The organism is Capnocytophaga sp. CM59 (assembly GCF_000293175.1).
Lineage (GTDB): Bacteria > Bacteroidota > Bacteroidia > Flavobacteriales > Flavobacteriaceae > Capnocytophaga > Capnocytophaga granulosa.
Window position 1 is genome coordinate 100,501 of sequence record NZ_ALNN01000003.1, and the last position, 21,785, is coordinate 122,285.

General features: G+C 35.9%; 23 protein-coding genes. All 23 read right to left on the minus strand.

The features are described from left to right. Positions 1-11 precede the first annotated feature (11 nt). On the minus strand, positions 12-713 hold the full coding sequence (locus HMPREF1154_RS00790; RefSeq protein WP_009640530.1) for a hypothetical protein: 702 nt from the start codon (positions 711-713) through the stop codon (positions 12-14). A 5-nt stretch (positions 714-718) separates the two neighbouring features. Beyond that, positions 719-2,854, minus strand: a complete 2,136-nt coding sequence (locus HMPREF1154_RS00795; RefSeq protein WP_009640589.1) for a type IA DNA topoisomerase — start codon at positions 2,852-2,854, stop codon at positions 719-721. Between the two features lie 183 nt (positions 2,855-3,037). Continuing rightward, on the minus strand, positions 3,038-3,658 hold the full coding sequence (locus tag HMPREF1154_RS00800; protein ID WP_009640587.1) for a hypothetical protein: 621 nt from the start codon (positions 3,656-3,658) through the stop codon (positions 3,038-3,040). A gap of 57 nt (positions 3,659-3,715) precedes the next feature. After that, positions 3,716-4,507, minus strand: coding sequence for a M23 family metallopeptidase (locus HMPREF1154_RS00805; RefSeq protein ID WP_009640593.1), 792 nt, complete (start codon positions 4,505-4,507; stop codon positions 3,716-3,718). Between the two features lie 11 nt (positions 4,508-4,518). Further along, positions 4,519-6,522 (minus strand): type IV secretion system DNA-binding domain-containing protein, encoded by a 2,004-nt coding sequence (locus HMPREF1154_RS00810; protein WP_198004464.1) that lies wholly within the window; start codon positions 6,520-6,522, stop codon positions 4,519-4,521. Between the two features lie 241 nt (positions 6,523-6,763). Then, a complete protein-coding gene (gene traN / locus HMPREF1154_RS00820; RefSeq protein WP_009640567.1) occupies positions 6,764-7,654 on the minus strand; it encodes a conjugative transposon protein TraN in 891 nt (296 codons plus the stop codon). Beyond that, positions 7,644-8,843 carry a conjugative transposon protein TraM gene (gene traM / locus HMPREF1154_RS00825; RefSeq protein WP_034566601.1) on the minus strand — a complete coding sequence of 400 codons (1,200 nt, stop codon included), beginning with the start codon at positions 8,841-8,843 and terminating at the stop codon, positions 7,644-7,646. The genes traN and traM overlap by 11 nt, the downstream gene beginning before the upstream one ends. Beyond that, entirely contained in the window at positions 8,830-9,189 is a 360-nt protein-coding gene (locus HMPREF1154_RS00830; RefSeq protein ID WP_009640562.1) for a hypothetical protein, read from the minus strand. Before HMPREF1154_RS00830 ends, traM begins: the two co-directional genes overlap by 14 nt. A 2-nt stretch (positions 9,190-9,191) precedes the next feature. Then, positions 9,192-9,803 (minus strand): conjugative transposon protein TraK, encoded by a 612-nt coding sequence (gene traK / locus HMPREF1154_RS00835; protein ID WP_009640643.1) that lies wholly within the window; start codon positions 9,801-9,803, stop codon positions 9,192-9,194. 14 nt (positions 9,804-9,817) lie between these two features. Continuing rightward, positions 9,818-11,110 carry a hypothetical protein gene (locus HMPREF1154_RS00840; RefSeq protein ID WP_157231222.1) on the minus strand — a complete coding sequence of 431 codons (1,293 nt, stop codon included), beginning with the start codon at positions 11,108-11,110 and terminating at the stop codon, positions 9,818-9,820. 4 nt (positions 11,111-11,114) lie between these two features. Then, the gene (locus HMPREF1154_RS00845; protein WP_009640544.1) at positions 11,115-11,951 is read right to left on the minus strand and encodes a hypothetical protein; all 837 of its coding nucleotides are present in this window, start codon (positions 11,949-11,951) and stop codon (positions 11,115-11,117) included. 1 nt (position 11,952) lies between these two features. Then, positions 11,953-12,630, minus strand: coding sequence for a hypothetical protein (locus tag HMPREF1154_RS00850; protein WP_034566585.1), 678 nt, complete (start codon positions 12,628-12,630; stop codon positions 11,953-11,955). Positions 12,631-12,632: 2 nt separating this feature from the next. Further along, positions 12,633-13,298: a hypothetical protein gene (locus HMPREF1154_RS00855; RefSeq protein ID WP_009640645.1), complete on the minus strand. Its 666-nt coding sequence runs from the start codon at positions 13,296-13,298 to the stop codon at positions 12,633-12,635. Further along, positions 13,298-13,957 carry a hypothetical protein gene (locus HMPREF1154_RS00860; RefSeq protein WP_009640514.1) on the minus strand — a complete coding sequence of 220 codons (660 nt, stop codon included), beginning with the start codon at positions 13,955-13,957 and terminating at the stop codon, positions 13,298-13,300. The genes HMPREF1154_RS00855 and HMPREF1154_RS00860 overlap by 1 nt, the downstream gene beginning before the upstream one ends. Further along, positions 13,938-16,991 (minus strand): TraG family conjugative transposon ATPase, encoded by a 3,054-nt coding sequence (locus HMPREF1154_RS00865; RefSeq protein ID WP_009640547.1) that lies wholly within the window; start codon positions 16,989-16,991, stop codon positions 13,938-13,940. The genes HMPREF1154_RS00860 and HMPREF1154_RS00865 overlap by 20 nt, the downstream gene beginning before the upstream one ends. Continuing rightward, positions 16,988-17,284, minus strand: coding sequence for a hypothetical protein (locus HMPREF1154_RS00870; protein ID WP_009640536.1), 297 nt, complete (start codon positions 17,282-17,284; stop codon positions 16,988-16,990). The genes HMPREF1154_RS00865 and HMPREF1154_RS00870 overlap by 4 nt, the downstream gene beginning before the upstream one ends. Positions 17,285-17,315: 31 nt before the next feature. Continuing rightward, positions 17,316-17,639 (minus strand): DUF4134 domain-containing protein, encoded by a 324-nt coding sequence (locus HMPREF1154_RS00875; protein WP_034566588.1) that lies wholly within the window; start codon positions 17,637-17,639, stop codon positions 17,316-17,318. A 28-nt stretch (positions 17,640-17,667) separates the two neighbouring features. Beyond that, positions 17,668-18,213 carry a hypothetical protein gene (locus tag HMPREF1154_RS00880; protein WP_009640525.1) on the minus strand — a complete coding sequence of 182 codons (546 nt, stop codon included), beginning with the start codon at positions 18,211-18,213 and terminating at the stop codon, positions 17,668-17,670. 13 nt (positions 18,214-18,226) lie between these two features. Beyond that, positions 18,227-18,511 (minus strand): hypothetical protein, encoded by a 285-nt coding sequence (locus HMPREF1154_RS00885; protein ID WP_009640634.1) that lies wholly within the window; start codon positions 18,509-18,511, stop codon positions 18,227-18,229. Further along, on the minus strand, positions 18,498-19,139 hold the full coding sequence (locus HMPREF1154_RS00890; protein ID WP_009640552.1) for a ParA family protein: 642 nt from the start codon (positions 19,137-19,139) through the stop codon (positions 18,498-18,500). Before HMPREF1154_RS00890 ends, HMPREF1154_RS00885 begins: the two co-directional genes overlap by 14 nt. Then, positions 19,139-20,650 (minus strand): relaxase/mobilization nuclease domain-containing protein, encoded by a 1,512-nt coding sequence (locus HMPREF1154_RS00895; RefSeq protein ID WP_009640615.1) that lies wholly within the window; start codon positions 20,648-20,650, stop codon positions 19,139-19,141. The genes HMPREF1154_RS00890 and HMPREF1154_RS00895 overlap by 1 nt, the downstream gene beginning before the upstream one ends. Then, entirely contained in the window at positions 20,640-21,338 is a 699-nt protein-coding gene (locus HMPREF1154_RS13655; protein WP_232211950.1) for a hypothetical protein, read from the minus strand. Before HMPREF1154_RS13655 ends, HMPREF1154_RS00895 begins: the two co-directional genes overlap by 11 nt. A 207-nt stretch (positions 21,339-21,545) precedes the next feature. Continuing rightward, on the minus strand, positions 21,546-21,785 hold a 240-nt coding region (locus tag HMPREF1154_RS13660; protein WP_009640524.1), incomplete at its 5' end, for a hypothetical protein.

Sequence of the window (21,785 nt, forward strand, 5' to 3'; positions counted from 1 at the left end):
ATTAGGGTTAATTATCTTCTAAAACCTCTTCGACGTTGTTGTTCTTCCTCTTGTTCTTGAGCCTGCTCTTCTCGGTGGCGATTAGCATCTTGGTAGAGATCGTCGTCATTGACATCCAAGCGGAGTTTGGTCTGTTGCTGCTTCTGAGATTGGCTTTCATTAGGAGTGGCATCGTCTATAGTATTAATCGTTTTGGAAACGATGTTGAGATTGTTGGTGATTTCCTTGCCAATTTCTGGGAACTTATCTATTTTGTCCTGCAAGAAGCCTTTGAGTTTCAATAGCTCATTTTTAAAGCGATTGCTCTCTTGGACATCTTTTTTTTCTGCAACAATAAGGGCAATCTTCTCAGTGTCTTTAAGCAAATCAAGCTCGGTTACCTGTTGTGTCTTCGGGTCATAGATAAAGGCTTTTTTCTCAAGATCTAAGGCTTTGCTATCGGTTAGTTCAGTTAGCTGACTATAAACAATTTCCTTTTCACTCTGTCGCATAATCTCGTCGAGGCTCTTATCTCGCTGGAAAATATTGACATTTAACCGCGTATTGTTGTCTGTCAGCAGGAATATCAAGCGGTCTTTTCCATTGTCTGCTACAAGAGCGTGTCCATTGAGGAAGTTTTCAATATCTTTCTGAGATAATTTCTTAGAGAAAGTATTGTCTTCACTTAGAATTCCGTATTCTTTTAGGTCGTTGGTTGGTAGGTTTGTATCCATATCTATTATTTTTTGTTGTTTTTAAATTCAAAATTTACTTTACCTTGTTTGTCAAGGGCTAAATAAGCCTCAAAGTCATTTCCAGCTTTACCTTTGAACCCTTTGATAAGCCCTGTTTTACCTTTCTGCAATAAATCCTCTACATTCTTAGCTGTAAGTTTTTTATGAGCAATTTCTTTCCAAATACTATATTTGCAGCCATTCTTATACTCAGTGCAACCATAGCTTTTGTCATATTCTACAATCTGTCCTTTTTTGCACACAGGGCAAGTACCTAAGCCTTTGCGAGTAGAGGCTGTAATAGAGGATTGCAGAGAAAAAATCTGTGCCACGGTACTCTTTACATAGTCCGTAAGATGATTGTAATACTCGGTTACAGATACTTTCCCCACGGCTACTTGCTTGAGTTGGTATTCCAGGCGTGCCGTCTGAGCGACATTGACTACTTCAAGGTCTTTGATAGCGTTGTAAAACTGTAGTCCCAGTTCGGTTGGAATGTACTTGTTCTTCTCAAAGGCAATATACTTGCGAGTATTGACCAATGTTTCAATAATCCCAGGGCGTGTACCCTTGGTGCCTATCTCAAGCCCTTTGAGGTCAAACTCTCCTTGCAAAGCGGCATATACTTCAGGGCTTTGCTCTTGTAGGAATTTACCCAAATTACAAAGGTCTGCGGTCAATGTAGCAGGAGTGTAGATAGCGGGTGGTTTGCTCTCTATTTCCTTGACACCTTTTTTGTCGATAGCTACCTTATCACCTTGTACATAGGGGAGTTGCAAGGTTAATGTTTCTTCTTCCTCGTCTTCTTCCTCTGTAGTAGTTTTCGCCTTAGGAGTATATTTTTTCCAACCTACTTGTATTAGAGAACTTGTATGGGTTTTGAAAGGGATACTTTGATTTTCGAACTTATATACCCCTTTTTCGTATATAGCAACCTCTGAGAAACTCTCTAAGCAACGATATAGTATAAGTTCATAGATACGCCTATCTTGCTCGGAGAGACTATCAATCCCCGCAGTCTGCCCAGTAGGCACCAAGGCGTCGTGAGAGCCTGTAATTTTTGAACCATCTACAGAGGCAGGGGGCTGGCTCGGAAAAATGAAATCACTGATATTAAGGCACAATGATACCAATGGCTGTAAAGAATGTTTGAGTTTGCCATACCCCTCCTCTGTGATATAAGGATCCTCTGTACGAGGGTACGAGGTGAGTTTCTTTTCATAGAGACTTTGTGCGGAGGCTAAGACCTCTGAGGCTGTGTACTTATAAAGTTTGTTGGCTACAATGGTAAGGCTATCCAAGGTGTGTAATAGAGGTGGGTTCTTACGCTCTGTTTTCTTCTGAAAGGACACAAAATTATGAGAGGTAGCAAGGCTCTGCAGGAGCTGTTCTGCTTGGGCTTTGCTTTCATAAATAGGACTCTCCGCAGTATAAGCAGTTCCATTATAAAAGTGGTTGGTAATGAGCTTATAGGTATAGCTTTTTTGATGACTTTTGTTCTTTAGATAACGGTCAGCTACAATCTTCAAAATAGCTGTTTGCACACGTCCTATAGATAGGAGTTTTCCTGCACCGAGCTGTAAGGTAGCCGCTTGGGTTGCATTAGCTCCAATAAGCCAATCGGTAATAGCACGAGCATAGGCGCTTTTGGAAAGATTTTCTAAGAAATCATCGCCTTGACTATACTTAGGATGGGCAAAAGCATTTCGTATTTCACTATCATCCAAGGCGGATAGCCATACTCGCTTGTAGAGTAGCTTACACTTGAAATAGTTGTATATATAGCGGAATATCAGTTCTCCCTCTCGGTCGGAGTCTGTAGCTACATAGATCATTCCTATATCAGGATTTTTAAAGAGGGTAGCTAGTTTCTTTAAGTGAGCTTGTCTGCCTTCATCATTGCGTTTGGGCTCATATACATAGTCTCCCAGTGCTGGTAGTAGCGGTAAATAGGATTTGTCCCAGTTTCCTGCTTGGCGATAGGCTGTATCTTCAGCTAATTCTATTAAGTGTCCCAGAGCAGAGGAGGCTATATATTGGTCACTTTCGTAAAAGTCTCCCTTTTGGGTAAAACCTCCCAGTGCTTTGACATATTCACGGAGTTGAGAGGGTTTCTCGGCTAGAATGAGTGTTTTGGTCATGATGTATTTGTTTTAGAATTTTAATAAAATCTCTGATTTTCTCGTCCATTATTAAGAAAAGGGTAAAGTTGAGAAAAGAGGTTATCCCTACAATAGATAGTAGGATAATAGCACTTGTTTCGCTCATAGTTTGTTATTTATAGTGATTAAATCATTTTACTTCTTTTTCTTGAGTTTTTTCTTCTATAGCGCCGTGTTGAGTGGTGTGTCGGAATTTCCGACATACCACATATTGAAATATTTTTTGATAGAACTTTTGACTTCGTCATTAGTGGTTTTATCATTAATTTTTTGAGCTATGAATTTTTTAATTTCTTTAAAAGACTCTAATATTTCTATATATTTGTCGCTGTTTGCTTCTTCTAATGAAATATAACCACTATTTAACCTTCTCATAGCTTTTAGAAAAAAACCAATAAGATAGGTGCTTTCCAAAACTTTCATTTCATCAGAAGCTAAATCCCATTCATCAATAGTTCTTTCAAAAGAATTATAAATATTTCTTTTGTATAGAAACCATTCTACTTTATCTCTTACGGTATAACACTCAACCTTTAGACAGTTTATTATTTCAGTCCCATATCCAAAATCAGACCTGCAAATAACATCTACAAAGTCTTCCTTTTCTGCCATTGTAGAAACTTCATAACAATTTGAGTCTACAAATACATTTAATAGGTCTTTTAAAAGGGGTAAATCTCTCTCTGAATCTAATTGAAAATCAATTATAAACTCGTAACCTGGTTCTCCTTGTGCTTTGAACCTATCTGTTATACGAGATTCTAAACTAACAACTGTTACCATATATTATTTTTTAAAATTATTATAGGAATTTACTATTGTTTTTGTACTGTTGGATAGCTACCTATTTAGTGTTATAAGGTCGTTTAGAAAATCTACAGGGTTAATGTGCTTATCATTCTCTTTGACAGAGAAATGTAAGTGTGGAGCAGTGGAGCGACCTGTATTACCACTGCGGGCAATCACATACCCTGCTTTGACTGGTTCACCTTGCCTATAATAGACCTCTGATAGGTGACAATAGGTAGTTTCAAAGGCATTGTTGTGCCTTACCTTTATGAAAAGTCCTCCGCCTCCATTGTAGTCCCAACCTACATTACTGATAACTCCATCTAAAACGGAATAAACGTACTGATTATTAGCTCTGAGGTCTATTCCATTGTGGTATTTGTTTTCTTTCAGGATAGGATGAAAGCGTTCTCCAAAGGAAGAGGTAATGGTAAGGTCTCCACTTAGAGGCATAGCTATCTTAGGCGTTTTAGATGTTGGCTGACTAGGTTCAGCTTCTTTCTTGGGACTGACACTGCTAAGAATAGATTTCTTAACCAAAGCAAGAACAATAGAGTCTTCTATTTTCTTGATAGAAAGTTGTTTGTCCTTCTGCTCAATGGCTTTCTTGAGAGAATCAACCTCTTTGCGAAGAGTTGTCTTTTCACTCTTGAACAGCTTGTGCCACAGCCCCGACTGCATTTTTTTTTCTGCAACTACATCTGTATTTTCTACGATAGTATATCGTTCGTACTTTTTCTTTTCAGGTTGCACCTGTGGGCTTAGTGTGTTGAATTGAGCCCTGAGCATTGGGGTTGCAGAAAGAAAAAGGATAAGTCCCCATAAGTATTTTTTCTGTTGCATAATGTGTATTTTTAGGCAATGTTTGCGATACTTTCTCTTACATCTTGTATAATCATTTCTACTTCTTTATTGATACGGCGGAAATTGGTCATCAGGATATCATTTTTACGGTCATTTCCAGCCTCGTCCTTAAAGGAATAGTATATAGGCATTTTAGGATAATTTGCCTCTTCTATTTTAATAGCATTCATATCAAGATTGATTTTTCCAGAGATAGCAGAGGTCTTAAATTCTTCTGTTGCATTGTCCTCTCCTTGGACAACCATACCAACCATTTCCCCTGTGCGAAGACCTGCTATTTTGCCAGCGGGTATCATCACATCCATTTTTTCGCTAATGGTCATATTGGTTCCTTGGTTAGATATAGATTCAGAGTAACTTTTCTGTTTTATCTTACCAAACATTTTTTCAAGCCAATCAAGTGTTCCCTTGTCACGAACAGCACCAGAGAGAATATTCCCCATAATAGCAGAGATAGTCTCAGCAACTTCTTTTTTATAGAATTGTCGGAGCTGTGGTTGTTCCTGTAATCCCAATACTACTGCTACTTTGTTACTACGAGCGGTTGCCACAAGGTTATCTATTTTATGTATATAGATAGTAGGGAACTCATCGGCTATCAGTCCGCTATAGTGGTTACCTTTTTCATTAATCTGACTTATAACCCTATTGAGTACAGCGGAATAAAGAGCTGAGTTGATATCCTGTGTTTGTGGGTTGGACGCAAGGATTAGAATTGAGGGATCTGCTTTATCCGATATCTTCAGTTGCACCTCGTCTCCGCTAAATACCCAAAAGCTTTCTTTGGTAGCTAGACGTGATAGGAATATCTTCACAGTGCCAACCTGTCCTTCCAATTGGTCAAAGGCTTTGTTCTCATAAGCTGACCTAAAGGGTGACATAAGAGATACCAATTCTTCATTGGTAAATAGAGTGTCAAATATTTCTTGGTAACTCCTATTCATAAAGGCAAGTATATGTGGTAGGTCAGAATATTTACCATTTTGATAGGTGCCAAAGAAAAATATAGATGAGGCAAGGAAATTGACTGCGGACTGTGTAAAGAAGGCCTCAGAACCTCCTCCGCCAGAGCCTCCCCCTTTCTGTAAAGCTGTAACCATGGATTCAGCCATTTCCTGTGCTTGAGCTAGGGTATTTATATACTCTTTCTTGAAAGGATTGACCCTACGGGAATATTCTACTTTATCCAAATTCACCACATGGAATTTGTGCTTATACTCTGGGTCACTCTTTTTCTTTTGCAAATAGTGATAGTAAGCTATTTCGGCTAAGCTGGGAAATTTAAAATCATAGATACATAGGCAAAATCCTTTGCTTACCATTTGACGAATGGCAGGGTTGATAATCCCGAAAGATTTACCAGACCCAGGGACACCAATAACCATGGATCCCCTAAATGGGTCTATATTCATCCAGCCTTGATGGGTTTTCTTCTTATAGCGGAATTTGTAAGGAATATTGACAGAACTATCAGTTACTTTCAGTTCTGTATTTTGGTCAAAACTTTCCTCTTCCGTGTTCCAACGATCTATACCCATTTTTGTTTGTACCATTTTTGAGATACTATCGGCTCCTTTTTGCGTAATGAGAGCACCTGCAAAAGATAGTAAGGCATATCCTATTTGATAAGCATTGACAAAAGGGAGTACATAAGGTAGGTGGATATTCTCAGCCCCAGTAACTAAGACCAATGATCCTATAATCATAAGTAGTCCTATAACCATGGGTAGAATAATTTCCTTGGTAACATTCAAATCCTGTTTTTTCTTCGCTCTCGTTCCAATAGCTACCAAAGCTATTAGTACAAGGGTTGCGAATTTCGCATGAATAGGAGGATAAAATACTCCCATTTTCCCGAAACTCTGTAAAATATTAGATGCTATGGGTATCTCTGCATTCTGAAAGAATAGTATCAAACAATCCAAGGAAACGACCCCATAGACCATTTTTTGGAAGAAATCATAGATTTTAATCTGATTTTGTTGCTCTTGCATGCTCATAAATATTCGTTTTTATAAAATGATAGTATTGTACTCAATAAAGCCATTATCTTTTTAATCTCAGTTCTATGACTTTCTTCTCTAATTACGCTCGATAATAAAGAATAACTTTCATTAGTTCCTTGTTCGATTGTTTCTAATTTGATAATATTATCCTTTTCGTATAGTTTTAGAGATATTTCAGCTATTAAATTTTCATTTGTCATAATATATTGGTTCTATTTCCTTATCTGTGTTAGAAAGTGTCAGCTTGTAGGACATCTGAATAATTGATTTTCATATCAATCACACGCCCTGAAATCTGCTCTTCAATAAGGCGTATTTTGAGTATCTTACTATTGGGAAATGTAAATTTCTCAAAGACAAATATATTTCGGTAAGATTTCCTTACTTTCGTTTGGTCATTTAGTGAGAATAGAGGGTTTAACAATATACTTTGATTGTTGGTAGCCTTGTAAATCTTCTTATCTTCAATGCTAAATTTCATTCCTTCTATGTTGCATGATAAGTTGGTATTGTTTTCTATGGATATATCCAAGAAAATATAGTCATCTATCACGTATACATTATTGAGTTGCATTGTTAGCTTTAGGTCTTTCTTCTTACGGATAGGTTTTTTGTTGACTTTTTTATCCATAATCTGCAAGGCAAACTTTTTAAGCTCATAGTTAGAGTATTTGAATTTAGGATACTCTAAGGGTTGCATATCCTCAGCCTTGATATGAATATTGGAAGCTAGCCAAGTCCTATTTTCTTCCCTATAGATAGCTCGGTATTGAGCTAAGAAAGATTGACCAACAATCGTAATAACACCGATGTCCTGTCCTGTTACGAACTTTGGTTTTTGGGTTGCATTGTCCTCACTATTGCTGTCCTCTACTTGCACCTTGATACGAGCAATGTTGTCCGCAGGAAGGTCTCCCACTAAATCATTAGTGGAGAGATCTACAAATTGGATAGGTTCGGGCGCGATGATATGGATATTGACATCTCTCCCCATGAATATAATAGGTAGCTTAGCTACTTCTATTTTATCTTCTAATGTTTGCGCCTGTGTATTTTTGGGTTGCAGAAAGCAAAAGAGTGCAAAGGCAATGATTGCGATTTTTGTGATATTATTTTTCATTTTCATCTTTTTTCTTTAGGTCTTTTTCGTCAATTAAATAGATATATGAATTATACTTAAGTGTTACTTTGTTCTTTCGAATGATAGCGGTTACAGCTTGTGAGGCTGACTGAAATAGGTTACCTGCTAAGCTGTTAAAGAAGCCTTGACCACTCTCTACATTAACTCCTTGTATAGAGTTAGCTCCTAACTCTCGTGTCATCTCACGAAAAGCACTAGAGGGCACATAGAGGCCTTTCATTCCGTCCATATCATATATGGATAGGTTGATAGGGTAAATATCATTATCTACCATAACTGAAACAATATTGAGAAAAACACGTTGTTGGGAGAAACCTGATATTTCAGCATATAGGAAAGTACCTTTTTTTACTTGTACTTTCTTTTTGCCAATAAAGATATCCTCTAAGAGTCTCAAGCGTATGCGAGAACCTAAATATCCCTTGATATTCTCATCAATAACAGACTTGATAGTGAAGTTTTCTTTTTGCTTAGAAATATGATTGAAAGCTCCCAAATTCCTTGTCTTACTCACTTGCATAGTACTATTGAGGAACTCATCCATTTTGTCCTTGTTCGCTTTTATTCGCCCTTGTGCTTCCATTTGTCGCTTATAGGCGGGGTCTTTGGATTTTTCTAAGGAATCTAAGAAAAGCATTTGTTCTCTAAGGCCTTTCACAGGGTCGTATTCCTTTTCTTCTTGCTTGGTCTCTTCGGATTTATTACCTTCATTGAGCATTCTCATCATCTCCATGGAACGATTAAAATCCTCGTCATCTTGTTGTTTCTGAGCATCAGCATTAGGAGTGTAATAAGACTCTCTGACCTTGGCCGATTGTTTTTGGTTAAATCCATTTTTTTGTACATACTCTATAGAGTCCAAGTACCGCTTCTGTTGCTCATTCAGGTTGTCAGTATAGGCAAATAAGCTATCGTTTTCTTTGTCAAAGCCTTGTATCATCGTTCGTCCGTCTTTATTCTCATCGTTGAATAGATTGTCATAGGCCTTGTTTTTGGAAAGAATAGGAGCGTCTACTTTCCCAAGGGAAGTACTTATTTCTTGTTGTGCTTGTTTTGTTTTATCATCACCATTGATTAGGTCAATAAATTGATAACCAATGAAGAGAAGGACAGGAAGCACAATAAGAGGAATAATATACTTAGGTTGCTTGAAATTAATTTTCTTTATTTTTTCCATTTTTCAACGTTTGATATTGTTCGTATAAGTATTCAATTCTGAGGCTATCAGCGGGGGTGAAAGCTGTCCCTTGTTTGTGCTTTGACTTGAACTCAGCTAGTTCTTGTGCTATAGTTTCCATTTCTTTTAATCTATTCTCATATTCAGAGGCAACCACATCAGTACCTTGATAGAGAGAGGGTACTATAAATTTGGGTTTCCGAGTTTCTGTTTTATAAACATAGATGTCAAAGATTGTATTGGCTACGAAGGAAACAACTAGTAGTATCATAGCATAGAAGTAGAACTTTTTTGGGTTACTTGTTATCCACTTTTTGATATTAGCAAAGAATTTCATGATTAATAGTTTTTTTGTTTGACTGATATTTCAGTATTATCTAATATATTCCAGTTTTCAAGTAGTACTCCGTGGGCATTATTAGGGGTACGAGCAATGTCCTTGAAGGAACCCTGAGTGATAAGTCTACGGGTAATAAGACTTGACCTACGATTTATCATTTGAGTACCATAGTAAATAAACTTCTTATCATTAAGATTAACATTGATAGAGTCTGTTCGCACAGATACTGTGGCATTGGAGGAAATGATTTGGTTATAAAAACCTTTCTCCAAAAGGTTATTCCTTTCTTTCTTTCCTGTGTCATCTATGAGATATAGGGATTTGTCTATATTCTCATTGATATAGGCATCATCAGGGACAAGGGTAAAGAATAACTTGTGGAACAACTCTATCTGCGCCTTATATTCTACAGGGCGATTTAAGAGTTCATCGGTTTGTTTTACCAGCACAGGTATTCCGTTGTCAATGACATACAGTGATTTACGAGCGTCTCGTACGATTTTGTAGGAATAGATAAAGCCTACGATTACAATTACCATAGCTAATATTACAGTAGCTATTGATACACTTTTGTTTATTTTTATTCTTTTTTCAATATTTTTGACTATCATGTGTTTATAAATTATTATTTTTTACCTTTACCAAATACGGCATCACCTGCTATTCTAGTAGCATGAGGATCCATGCTCTTAGCATAGAAATTTTGGAAACCTTGTTTTGCCGCACCATATCCTCTGCTTGCACCTCCTATTATTCCCTTTCCACCAGATAAAGTAGTCTTAGCTCCATTCATGGCTGCTTGTTTTACTTTTGTCATTACGCCTGCACCTCCTGCTGATACAATGGCGTCTGCTATTGTAGGGGTAATAAGTACTCCTATGGCTGTAACCAAATATCCCACACAAGGGAATACTACAGAGGTTGCCATACCATTGTATGTTGTGTAGGTTAGTAATAATCCTTGATTTATAACGTTTCCATTATTATCTACAATGGCAGAGAGTCTGCTGATATCCATTTCATACCCTGCAATGATTATCTGTTGTCCGATATTGATAATCGTATAAGCAATAAAAGTGTATAGATTGATATTAATGAACTTGGATATCCAGTTATAGAAAGAACTTTCAAAACCAGGTATGAAAGATATACCTATAGCAATAGGCCCTAGTACAATAAGAATATATGACCAAACTTTTTGGATAAAGAAAATAAAATAAACAGCCACACGTAGAATGATGAGACAAATCATTTCTATACAATCACCTAATAGTTTTTGCATTTTATAGTTAGCCCTTTCTACAACCTCCTCAATAGGAGCCGTTATCTTATCCCATAGATTGCCAAAAGCTTGGGAAATTTCACCATCGCCAAGAGATGACCAAAAGCCCTTTTGCTTAGCAAGTATAGTAGCATTAAGATTAATGGTAGCCTCTAATACCTGCATTTGTTTGGTATATCTAAAAGTTCTTCTTGCATTTGTCTCTCTCTCAATATCCTTGAAGATAGCCTCTGAGGGTTCAGCTAACATTTGTAAGGGAGCTTGTATCATTTTGGTGAAAGGTACCCAGTTGATAAGAAGAAGTGCTACTACAACAGGTTTAATCATAGGTTCCACACTCCATTCGGCAGCACCACTCTGCATTCTAAAACCGATCACAGCAAGGTATATTAGCATACCAATACCAGCTATTGCCTTGCCTACTTTTAGTACATCATTAGCTCTTCCATCCATTTGCATATCTATCTTTGTGAATGCTTCCATAAACCAGCTTTCGAAGTCTCCACTTCCTTTCATAAACTGGGCTGTTTTGGCTCCCTGTTCAGTTGTTATATTCTGTGAGGCTTGCCCTCTTAATGATATAGGTAAAAGAAATAGGCCTAAACATAAGATAATTATTAGTTGCCTGATATTCATATAGTTAAAATTTATGTTTGTACTGTTGCATTACTTGTCGAGCGATTTCTAAATCACTCATTAGATTGACTTTATCTATAGCGTTTTTCTGTTGTTCTAAGAGATCTTTACTGTCTATAGAGTATTTGCTTTCTCTGTTGCAATTGGCTATCTTTACTTGGAGGTCTCTCCAGCCTATGAGTGCTTTATGATAGAGTAGAAAGCGTTTGCCACGAGGCATAGGTAAGGTCATAGCTGTTTTATAAGTATCTTTGAGAACATGTAATTTTATACGCAATTCATCAATCTGACCTATACGACCAGCTCTTTTATAGGCTTCTTCATTAGGAAAGCCCCAATCACGCCAAGTCGGGTATTCTGGGAAATTCTTTAATGGGGTTAGCATTCGCTTATAATAAAGCAGATACAAAGGGTCTGCATTGATAGTGTAGGGAGTCCAATATGCCATGTCATCAGAACTTCTACTTTTAAGAGTCTTAATATGTTCTTTTGTTTCTTTGGCTTGTGCTTCCATAGCATGGGTTGCAACTTGTCTTTGTGTTTCCTCGCCTCCTACTCTTAGGGGGCGTATATCGGAACCTTCTTTGTAACGTTTGTTAGCTTTTGGAGCGAACATTCCCCATACCAAGGAGTGTCTCCAGCTTAGATTGGGACCTACACGCGTACCGAATATTTTATAATATTCAGCTTCAGGTTTCCAATCATCAGTACCTCCCCATTCTTGAAATACCATACGCCCCTCTTGTTGTCTTAGAGCATCATCCCTAATCACTTTATATTCGGTTTGTGCAGAGAGGGAGGAACCATATAGTAGTAGTCCGTACAATATTATCTTTTTCATATTAGTAATATTTTAGAGTTTTGATTTTTCGTATAATATCTTTAGTAAGGTCTTTGTCCATTTCTACCCAAGTACCCAATTCAGGTATAGAGTATATATAGGCTCTATTACTGCTAAATTCAAGCATATTATTTATATTGAGTAACTCTATATATATCATTCGTATTTTAAATAGATGATTATCTAAAAGTTCATCTCTATCATAAGGATCTATGAGTAGTTCCTTGTTTTTTTCAACTATTTTTTTTAATCCTTCTCCTAAATCTTCTATCCTTTGAAGAACTTTTATATAGTATTTTATAACTACATGGATATATTTTATATTTTTATTTCCTTTATCTAATAAATTCTGTAATTCTTTTAATATCTTCTTTAAATATTCATTTATATACTTTACCTTTTGACCTTGTTTAAATAGGGAATTAACATTGTAAAGTTGCTCATATATAAACTCATGTACGGCTAATATTTTAGTCATATCTTTTTTAGCATCTTCATACCATTTTTTCTGTTTTTCAAATGATTTTTTGAATACTTCTAAGCTTGTAAGTCTTACACCATTGTTAGCTGTTACTTGTGCCAATAGTCTGGGGTTAGTTGTCCAAGTAAAATATTGAGCATGTGTCTTTTGATAGTATAGAAATGCTATTAGGATAAGCATATAGAATATATTTTTCATAATTATAAGCGTTTGATATTCTTTAGTAAATCCTCTACAAGTTCTTTATCTCGTTGTATATAGTAGTCAAACATGGATTTTTTAATCCTTGCTTGTTCCTTGGCATCTCGTATGATACATAAGGTTGCATAAGAATTACTATTTAGCCTATCAACCTCTGCCAAAGCGTGGTTTAAGAATATTTGCCTATCAGCTCGCTCCATCTGGTTCATCGCACCATAGGAAGCAATAATGCCTGTAAGAAATCGGATTACCATTTGCAAATCATCTACAAATTTTATTTGATTAGGCAAAACCTCCTTAATGGCCTGGGGAGCTGTGCGTATTTCTCTTACAATCTGTCGCTGATTAGCCTTTATATCTCTATATTTTTGAGACAGAGCATATCCTGTAGGAATGGCTTGTAGGATAAAGTCTACTTTTCGCAAGCGATCTTGTACTTTCTCTACAACCTTTTTATAGGATTTCCACTGCTCTTGATTAACTCCTTCGGTACTGGTATTGAGTAATTGTTTTTCCTTGAGTTTTTTCTGACGATCATGCTCTTGAAGAGAATGTTTTACTTCTATGGAGATAAGAGCAGGAGATAAGGCCTCTTCTTCTTCTTGTCCTCTCGCATTAAAGCTATTACAGAGGAATATCCCTAATAAAAAAACAATAGGTTTCATTAGAATTGATGTTTAAATTTTTTCATAATGTTTTGGATAATATCTTTATCCGTATCTACATAGCCTTGAAAAGGATTAATAGATTTCCAAAATCCCGCATACTCAGCATTCTCTAAGGCTAATTGTACAGAGATAAGATATATTTTAAGCATACGTACTTGTTGTTCTATATTGTCTAATACCCTATATCTGTCGCCTGCGGTAGCAAGATTGGTTTCCCCATCAGCAAGGATATTACTCATCTCATTGGCTATTTTCAAGATCTGCTCATAACATCTCTGAGTGGCTTTTGCTCCAAAGATAGCATATTGAGGATGTCTTTCTACAAGTTGGCTTATATTTTTAGAATATTCTACACATCTTTTTGTTTTCTCTCCAATATTTTTTACTTGAATAGCGTTTTGGATGCTACCAGATACTTCACTAAGCCCCTTATACACTTTGTCTTGTACTTTTTTGACCAAAGCTACTTGTGCACTGATAAAGGTCTGTGCCTTTTGGAGTTTGTCTTGTTCTTTCTCTGCTCTTTCATGTCCTCCTTTTAGAGTAGCAGCATACCCTCCCATAGCTGCTGCCGTAAATGCGTCTATGTATATTTCCTGAGCACTTCCTATACAAGGGAGGAACAGAAGAATTAAATTAAACAGCTTTACTTTCATATTCTTGTCTTTTTAAGTTGCGTTGTACAATCTCAACTAAGGATACTCCTTGGTCTTTGACATATTCGTCAAGTTCTTTAAGGACATTTTTACCCTCGAACTCCTTTTTGAATTTCTTAAAGAAACCAATCACATCCTCGTCCAAAGGCTTCTTATATAGGTTTGTAAGAGTAAAAATTGTTTTCATATCCTCCTTGTATTTTTTTGTATCTCGAACGAAAGCAGCCAAGGCTTCATCATAGTTCCCTATAGCATTGACATAGTATGTAATAGCCGATTTTTCGGGCTTTTCAGTCGTATAGGTCAGATACTGTTCTATGGATACTTCGTTACCATATACCTCTCCTTTAGATCCTCTTTTTAGGTAAAATTCTTTAAATCGTCCTCGTCCTGCTTTGTTATTTAGGTTATTGATGGTGAATATCTTGTTTTGTTCTACCTTATTAAGAGACAACAGAGCTGCTATACGATCAAAGTTATCTTTGAACTTGGTTTGGTCAAGTAGGATAAAGGTATCGGAGTTATTAATAATAGAGTCTTTCACTACTGCATTTCCGATAATATCATCTAACTCTTGAGTTACAACGACCGCTTCTCCCCAGAATTTACGTACAGTTTTATACAGATATAAGATGTATCCCCCCATTAGCTTCGAGGCAATCGCTTTCCAGGCTTCCTCAATAATAAGTGCCTTTCGTCTATCACTACGTAATCGCATTTTCTGTATAAATGTATCCATAATGATAAGGGTAACTATAGGGAATAACTTAGGGTTATCCTTCACATTGTCTATCTCAAATACGATAAAAGGTTCATAGAATAGGGAGCTATCGGCATTCTCATTGAGAGTAGTACCATATCGTCCTCCTCTATAAAAGTCCTTCAAAACAAAAAGGAAAGTGCGTAAGTTGAATTCCTGCTCTGTGATTTTATGATGTTTGTTGTTAAGAAATACAGGTAAGAACTTCTCGCAAAACTCATAAAAACTATTGAATGATAGTTCTGGCACTTTATAGTCTTCAGCTATTCGCTTTACATGTTTTATAAGCGCATATCTAGTATGATTGTTTTCACTATTTTCTTGGTTTTCCCCTACTGGTATCATCTCATTCTTTATCGTGATAAGGGCAGAGGATTCATTATAAGCTTTGCGTTTTTCCTCATCAGAAAGTGTTTCATACGCCTCATAGATTTTAAAAAAGCGCTCAGGGTCATAGTCTTGGTTCCCTTGGTTTTTATCGGGGTGGTATTCTTGTAATAGTTTTCGTCCCCTTTCCTTAATATCCTTAGTGGTGGCATCAAAAGGTAACCCTAATATGTCATAGAAACTTGTGTTTTCTTGCTCTATATCCTCCTCATAGATATTATATTTGTTGAGATATAGTAGGATTTCCTCATCTGTTTTCTCCTCATACCAAGCCTTTTCTTCGTTCCCATTGAAATGTTGTTGGTAGTAAGCAAGAAGTGCATTATCTAAGATAGACTTCTGCGATGGAGTCATGGTTGCATCCGGCCCTTGCCATATCAAAAAGATAAGATTGGTTAGAAACTCCGTTTTCTCAATATTAAATTCCTCCTTACCTACTGCAAAAGGGTTCATAGTAATAGGCTTTTCCTCTGTATATTGGATATAACGCCCGCCTTTGTAGGCGCATGTACCTGAGTAGGAATCTCCTGTATCTACAATAACTACATCATAATTGTAAGTAAGGTATTGTTCTACAATGTTGTTCATCAAGAATGATTTACCACTACCCGAAGGGCCTAGGACGAACTTATTACGATTATTGATACGTCCTGTTTGATAAGGTAGATCAGATGTATCCACCTTGAGCGGGACTCCTTGTCTGTCAGCAAACCTTAGATAGAAATTGGACTTTTCACTTATGGGAAAACTTTCTTTAAAAAAAAAACATATCCCAGCCTCGCTAGTAGTGGTAAATAAATCGTAATCCTTTAACTCTACTGCATTCCCTATAATAGCGGAGCGGAATAGCTCCATTTGATTATAAGCATTTTTAGAAACTATTATTCCCTTAGTAAATAGTTTACTCTCAATAGTAGATTGTGTTTTTTCCATTTTCTCCAAAGTATCACAAGCAACAACTAAGGAGAAATGAGCGTCTACCACGAGCTGTCCATCTACAGCAATATTGTGTAGCAATTCCTCAATCTCTTCGGCAACAATAGCGTTAGAAGGCGCACTTCTGGCTACTCCTTCATGTTTTCTTTTCTTTTTATCTAAATCTCGTTGTCGTTGTACTTGATTGGGAATAGCAATTACCTGATTATAGATGATAGTTTGATAATCCTCTAACTCGTTAAGAAAGGAGAAATTATCAATAGCCAAGTCTGACACTGCACCATTACCTCCCATGGTTGCATAAGGAGTAATACTATTGGGAAGGTCAATATTTTCTACATTTACAAAGGAAATGGTCTTAACAAAAGAGTTCCCGATTCTTAGATATTCATTGGTAGATTTGATATTGTCAAAAGTAGGAATATCAGCGAACTTCATTGTTAGTATGCCTCCTATATAATATTCGAAATCTTTTTCAAAGAGCCAGTTGGGTTCACATTCGCTTTGTTCTAACAATAAAAATACTTTTTCGCATTTATCTCGAAGCTCTTTATACTTTTTCTCAGAGAATTTGTATTTACTTTTATTATTATCTAAGATATCTGTAAAAAGCAGTAGGGTATCTATGGTTTTAAAGATACGTCCGTCAAAGTGCTCAGAGTATTTTTGTTGCAAAAAGGTCTTTTCCTTTTCAGCTGTATATCTTTTTTTAGCGAAGATGTCCACTTTCTGTACAATATGTTCTTCGCCTATGATAGCTATAACTTGGTTTAACACTGTATGGAATTGTTCATAGCGATCAGGATCTGCGGAGTATTGTTCTACAATATTTTTGATACGAATACCTATGATAGGATTTCCATACTGCCCTATAAGCACATCCATTTTCCAACCATGTTCCCTTGCATAATCATAACCGATAAATGGAAACTCAAAAGATTTTGTTTTCATCTTGTCTTCATGTTTTTAAGTTTAAATCGTTTGGGGAAAATATGTATTTCCTCATTATTTTTCTGTTTTTGATAGAGTCCTTTGTTATCCTGTAAATAGAAGACATACCATATACCTGCTCCGCCTATAGCGGCTCCTAAAATGATACCGAAGAAGAAACCTATCAAGGAGGGTAATACTGCAAGTCCGATAACTCCTAAAGCAGCAGCACCAAGGGCATAAACAATGTATTTATTTTTTAGTCCAAAAAGGACAAGGGGTTTTTTTAACCCCTTGTACAGGTAAAATTCCATAACCGTTTGTGTTTGTTTTCTTTGTTCTTTATTAAATATTAAAGAAAGCTGCTACGAAAGTAGGTACTAAGAACAAGAACAAACAAGCGCCGCCCCAACCAAGGATCTCCTTGTTGATGTCTTGATCTCCATTCGTCCATTTGTTGTAGATACGTAATCCTCCTATAAGTCCTACAACAGCACCTATTACTTTGATTAAAGTACTAACGGGACCCCAGTAAGATTTGATGGTATTAGCAGCATCACCAATAGCACCAGCTCCTTGTGCAAAAGAAGGGCTACTTGCACAAACGATTAAGAATAAAGCTAGGACAAACTTCTGTCCTCTAGTCATCTTGAAATAAAAATTTCTCATGGTTATAAAAAATTACTTGTTTATTAGTTTAGCTATTGAAATTCATCATAGACTTGTATATTTTTTCTCCATCAGCCGTTGCAATAGTTTGTATATTGGTCTCGGCCATATTGATAATGTTTCTAAAAAGTTCTCTATTTTTTCTAAGTACCTCTTGCTTATCAAAAGAAGGGAAAGAGGGTGCTATTCCTCCAGAATTTGATGTATCATCTACGTTTTCCTTTTCAATAGTATTTGTGACGGAGTTATTGTCTATATTTTCCTCCTCTTCATACTTTCTTTGCATGGCTTGTAAATCAGTATCAGTAGGTGTTTCATCGTCATCAATGTCTGCTGCAGAAGAGAAAAGGTCATCCTCACTAGCTTCCATACTTTCTCCCATATCCATATTTTCTACATCGTCTATTCCTACATTAGTTACTTTTACATCATCATCTATATTGTTAAAAGCAAATTCTTCTTTATCTTCCTCATCAGGAGTACGCTTTTCCTTTTTGAAGAATATATCATATATAATATTAGCTGCATAATAAATAATGTAGATAACGACTACAATGGTGATAAATTTTGTCATCTGTATTATATTTTTAGATAGTTAGATAGTTATCTTTTTCTTTTATAAGTTGTGTAAGCATGTTTCTAAATTCCTTTTTATTCAAAGCATACCTTAGACCTATATCAATCATCTCATTTAGGTCTATTTCAAATATTTTGAACTTATCAAGCTCTGTATATAGGTCGTTACTCATACTGATAACCCTATTTTTCCTATTTTTCTTTGTTTCCATCCAGTCATTGATAAATCTATACATGTTTATATCATTATATTTTCGTTCCAACTGAATGGAAAGAGGTAATTTAGCTGCTTTCATGTATGTATTGTATTAATTCTTCAAAAGGTTTCTTTACAGCGTCTCTTTGTTCATAAGAAAGTTTGCGAGTATTAATACTCTGCAATATATTGCGCTTATATACAGGAGAGGAGAGTATTCTACCATACTTACGGATCTCCTCATCCATCTCTGCTTGGTTTTTGTAGAGATAGCCTTTGTCATATTTAGAGCGGATGAACACTCTATTGGCTTGGCTCTCTACCATTCCCAGTACATTGATAAATACGAGTGTAGATTTCACTGATACATCGGAATATTCAAAAGGAATAATAACAAAATCACTATAGACCAAGAGTTCTATATATTTCTCATCCAAGGTTCCCGCCAAGTCAAAGATATAGTAGATATCACTCTGTTTCATATCTGCAATATCTTGGAAATCAAGAAGACTTTCTTGTTGATTGGGGTCTCCCACTATCTCTACCTCATAGAGTTCAGGAAGAGATAAGGCTTTATCTTCTTCCCATTTCTGAAAAAAGGATCTTTGAAAATCAAAATCAAAAACCTTTACTTGTTTATTTTTTACAAGAGATAGGTAATTAGCAAAGGCTATAGCTAAGGTTGTTTTCCCTACACCACCTTTTTGTGTTGCAAATGTTAGTATCATTATCTTCGTTTTTTTCTTCGTTTCTTAAATTCGTCTTCTGTAGTATCTCTTCCTACAATAGCACTTTTACTCAAGGCATTGCCTACTTCCTCTATAAGAGAGTTCTCTTTTTTTGAATGAAAAACCTCTGAAACATTACCATTACTGTGATTGAAGTCAGTATGAGTACTTATTCCAGTCTCAGAGGTATTCATTCGAGACATATATTCAGTAGATGCTTCTTTTCCAATGAGAGTATCTAATTTGTGAACTTGATGATAACGCTGATGAATGGCATAATAATCATCATTGGTGTCTTTCTGAAAGACTACAAAATCATTTTTTGATTGATTTTGTGCACTTCCTTTTACATCGGCTTTGAGCTGTTTAAAATTCTCATCCTTTTCGCTGGCCTTGAATTTCTTATTTTCAAAAAGCATAAAATCCTTTATGTCTTTACCTTGAGAGGCGTAGAATTGTAATATAACCTCCTTTTCCTTGTCGCTTCTGATGTTGTATTCCTTCAGCCGTTCAAAGTCTTCTTTCTCTATAATATCTTGGGTAAATTCAAAAATATCATTCATCTTAGCTATTTCACTACCTTTGTATATCCTCTGTGTAGCGTTATCTATAAGGGTGTAACCAAAAGGCTGTTTGTCATCTTTGTAATGGAATATGATGTCTATTCCAAATATATTTTTGAGTTTTTCCTGTAATTCGCTTTTAAATTCTATCTTTGGAGGGATTGGAGTATGATTATGTTTGTTTTTATCATATAATCCCTTCTCAGCCCTATTGTCTACAACCTTGAATACTTTATTGGAATACATATCCTTATATTTTTCAAGGAAAGCCTTGATTTGTTTGGCTCGTTTGTCATTTTTATCTACTTTCTCATAATGAAGTTTATCCAAAAACAATGTTTTATGACAAAGTCCATTATGGAGTATATTCGCTTGATTAGGGTTGCTCTCACTTATATGTACTTTAAAACCATTCTGTTCTAAAAGTTTTTCCAATTGTTGGAAAGTACTATATTTGTACTGCAACAATTTGTCTATATCAGCTTCTCTACTTACACCTAAAACAGTCTCCATAGCTTTGGAAAGCGCTTGTTGCGATTTTATTTTTTCAAAGCTGTCATTGATTTTTTTACCTGTATCCTTATCTACTCTAGTAGATACGATATGAACATGGTTATTTTCAGTATCTTTATGAAAAACTACGATATAAGGTTGTGAGCCATATCCCATCTCTTTCATGAACTCATTAGCTATTTTGGTAAGCTGCTCTTTGCTATGTTCTTGGAATTTGGTAGAGATCACCGCATGAAACTGAGGTTTTTTAGTCTTATTGCTTTGCGATATAGACTTTAAGTAATTTCGTACCTCCTCTTGAGAACTATCCTTATTGATAAAGGAAGGAAAGTTCTTCATATCCATAAGCTCTCCTTTATCACTATTGATTTTCTTGTCATTGTACTTTACACCATGAAAATCCTTGCTTGCGGAACTAAGTATTTTAATTATCATAGGCTATCAACTTATAGATATCTTTAAATATCTGATTTTGTACAGCCTTTAATTCTTGTATCTTAACAAGCTGCTCGGTAAAAGATTTCATCTCAAAAGAGTTTATATCCTTTTTGGCATTTGCAATATTGGCAAACTGATTGATATTGTTTTCAATCTTAGCAAAGATATTATCTTGTTTTTCAATGAACTTAAGAACCTCACGTCTCTCTTGTGCACTCATCTTATTTTCCACGGCACTAACTATAAAATCGGTCAGACTCATTTTCTTCTCTGCACAGTACTTTTTCCATAGTGCTTTCTGCGAGGAAGAGATCCTAAGAATGATTGCTTTATCCTTTAAATTTTTTTCGTGAGAGATTTTCATCGTTTTCTTTGTTGCAAATTTCGGGTAGAAAAATGGGCTGGCCAATAGAAGAAAAAATGCGTGGACTATAAAACACTGTAGAAGACTCAAAGTTTCACTTTTTTCTATTTTTGAGACTATAAAACACTGTAGGAGACATTTGAGTCTCAGTAAATTTAATTTTTCATTAACAAATAAGGCAAGGAAAAGTACTTCTTGAAGTAGTAAAAAGGCATAGAGAAAGAAAGAAAACGCATAAAAGGCATTAGTACAAGTAGCCAGCGTCGGCTTGGAAGGAAAAACGAGTTCCGAGTTTTTCCCCCCTTTTCCCCAATTTTTCATTCGTCTGTCGTGTGGCTTGCCCAGACAGACGAATAGAAAAATGGGGAAAAGCAAGATTGTCTTTGTATATCTCAACTCCGTTGTATATACAAAGACACATCTTGCCCCAAAAAATCTACACCAATCAGGTACAATGCAATGTGTTGGTAATGTGTTGTTTGTGTAAAATAGAGAAGAAAGCGAAAAAATGCAGAAAAAAAATGAGGCCTATATATGATGTATATATTTATATAATAATATATGTATATATAATATATGTATATGGGCTAAAAACTTTAAAAAAAACATAATTAATTGATTGTCAATTGCTTGTAAGAAGTAACCATGTAGGAAATTCATCACCCCCCAAGGGTGACCATGTAGGAAATTCATCACCCCCCAGGGGTAACCATGTAGGAAATTCATCACCCCCCAAGGGTGACCATGTAGGAAATTCATCACCCCCCA

Bases quoted from the DNA above. Each gene is read 5' to 3' on its own strand.
- HMPREF1154_RS00790 (WP_009640530.1), bottom strand. From the start codon at position 713: ATGGATACAAACCTACCAACCAACGACCTAAAAGAATACGGAATTCTA.
- HMPREF1154_RS00795 (WP_009640589.1), bottom strand. From the start codon at position 2,854: ATGACCAAAACACTCATTCTAGCCGAGAAACCCTCTCAACTCCGTGAA.
- HMPREF1154_RS00800 (WP_009640587.1), bottom strand. From the start codon at position 3,658: ATGGTAACAGTTGTTAGTTTAGAATCTCGTATAACAGATAGGTTCAAA.
- HMPREF1154_RS00805 (WP_009640593.1), bottom strand. From the start codon at position 4,507: ATGCAACAGAAAAAATACTTATGGGGACTTATCCTTTTTCTTTCTGCA.
- HMPREF1154_RS00810 (WP_198004464.1), bottom strand. From the start codon at position 6,522: ATGCAAGAGCAACAAAATCAGATTAAAATCTATGATTTCTTCCAAAAA.
- traN (WP_009640567.1), bottom strand. From the start codon at position 7,654: ATGAAAAATAATATCACAAAAATCGCAATCATTGCCTTTGCACTCTTT.
- HMPREF1154_RS00830 (WP_009640562.1), bottom strand. From the start codon at position 9,189: ATGAAATTCTTTGCTAATATCAAAAAGTGGATAACAAGTAACCCAAAA.
- traK (WP_009640643.1), bottom strand. From the start codon at position 9,803: ATGATAGTCAAAAATATTGAAAAAAGAATAAAAATAAACAAAAGTGTA.
- HMPREF1154_RS00840 (WP_157231222.1), bottom strand. From the start codon at position 11,110: ATGAATATCAGGCAACTAATAATTATCTTATGTTTAGGCCTATTTCTT.
- HMPREF1154_RS00845 (WP_009640544.1), bottom strand. From the start codon at position 11,951: ATGAAAAAGATAATATTGTACGGACTACTACTATATGGTTCCTCCCTC.
- HMPREF1154_RS00850 (WP_034566585.1), bottom strand. From the start codon at position 12,630: ATGAAAAATATATTCTATATGCTTATCCTAATAGCATTTCTATACTAT.
- HMPREF1154_RS00855 (WP_009640645.1), bottom strand. From the start codon at position 13,298: ATGAAACCTATTGTTTTTTTATTAGGGATATTCCTCTGTAATAGCTTT.
- HMPREF1154_RS00860 (WP_009640514.1), bottom strand. From the start codon at position 13,957: ATGAAAGTAAAGCTGTTTAATTTAATTCTTCTGTTCCTCCCTTGTATA.
- HMPREF1154_RS00865 (WP_009640547.1), bottom strand. From the start codon at position 16,991: ATGAAAACAAAATCTTTTGAGTTTCCATTTATCGGTTATGATTATGCA.
- HMPREF1154_RS00870 (WP_009640536.1), bottom strand. From the start codon at position 17,284: ATGGAATTTTACCTGTACAAGGGGTTAAAAAAACCCCTTGTCCTTTTT.
- HMPREF1154_RS00875 (WP_034566588.1), bottom strand. From the start codon at position 17,639: ATGAGAAATTTTTATTTCAAGATGACTAGAGGACAGAAGTTTGTCCTA.
- HMPREF1154_RS00880 (WP_009640525.1), bottom strand. From the start codon at position 18,213: ATGACAAAATTTATCACCATTGTAGTCGTTATCTACATTATTTATTAT.
- HMPREF1154_RS00885 (WP_009640634.1), bottom strand. From the start codon at position 18,511: ATGAAAGCAGCTAAATTACCTCTTTCCATTCAGTTGGAACGAAAATAT.
- HMPREF1154_RS00890 (WP_009640552.1), bottom strand. From the start codon at position 19,139: ATGATACTAACATTTGCAACACAAAAAGGTGGTGTAGGGAAAACAACC.
- HMPREF1154_RS00895 (WP_009640615.1), bottom strand. From the start codon at position 20,650: ATGATAATTAAAATACTTAGTTCCGCAAGCAAGGATTTTCATGGTGTA.
- HMPREF1154_RS13655 (WP_232211950.1), bottom strand. From the start codon at position 21,338: ATGAAAAATTGGGGAAAAGGGGGGAAAAACTCGGAACTCGTTTTTCCT.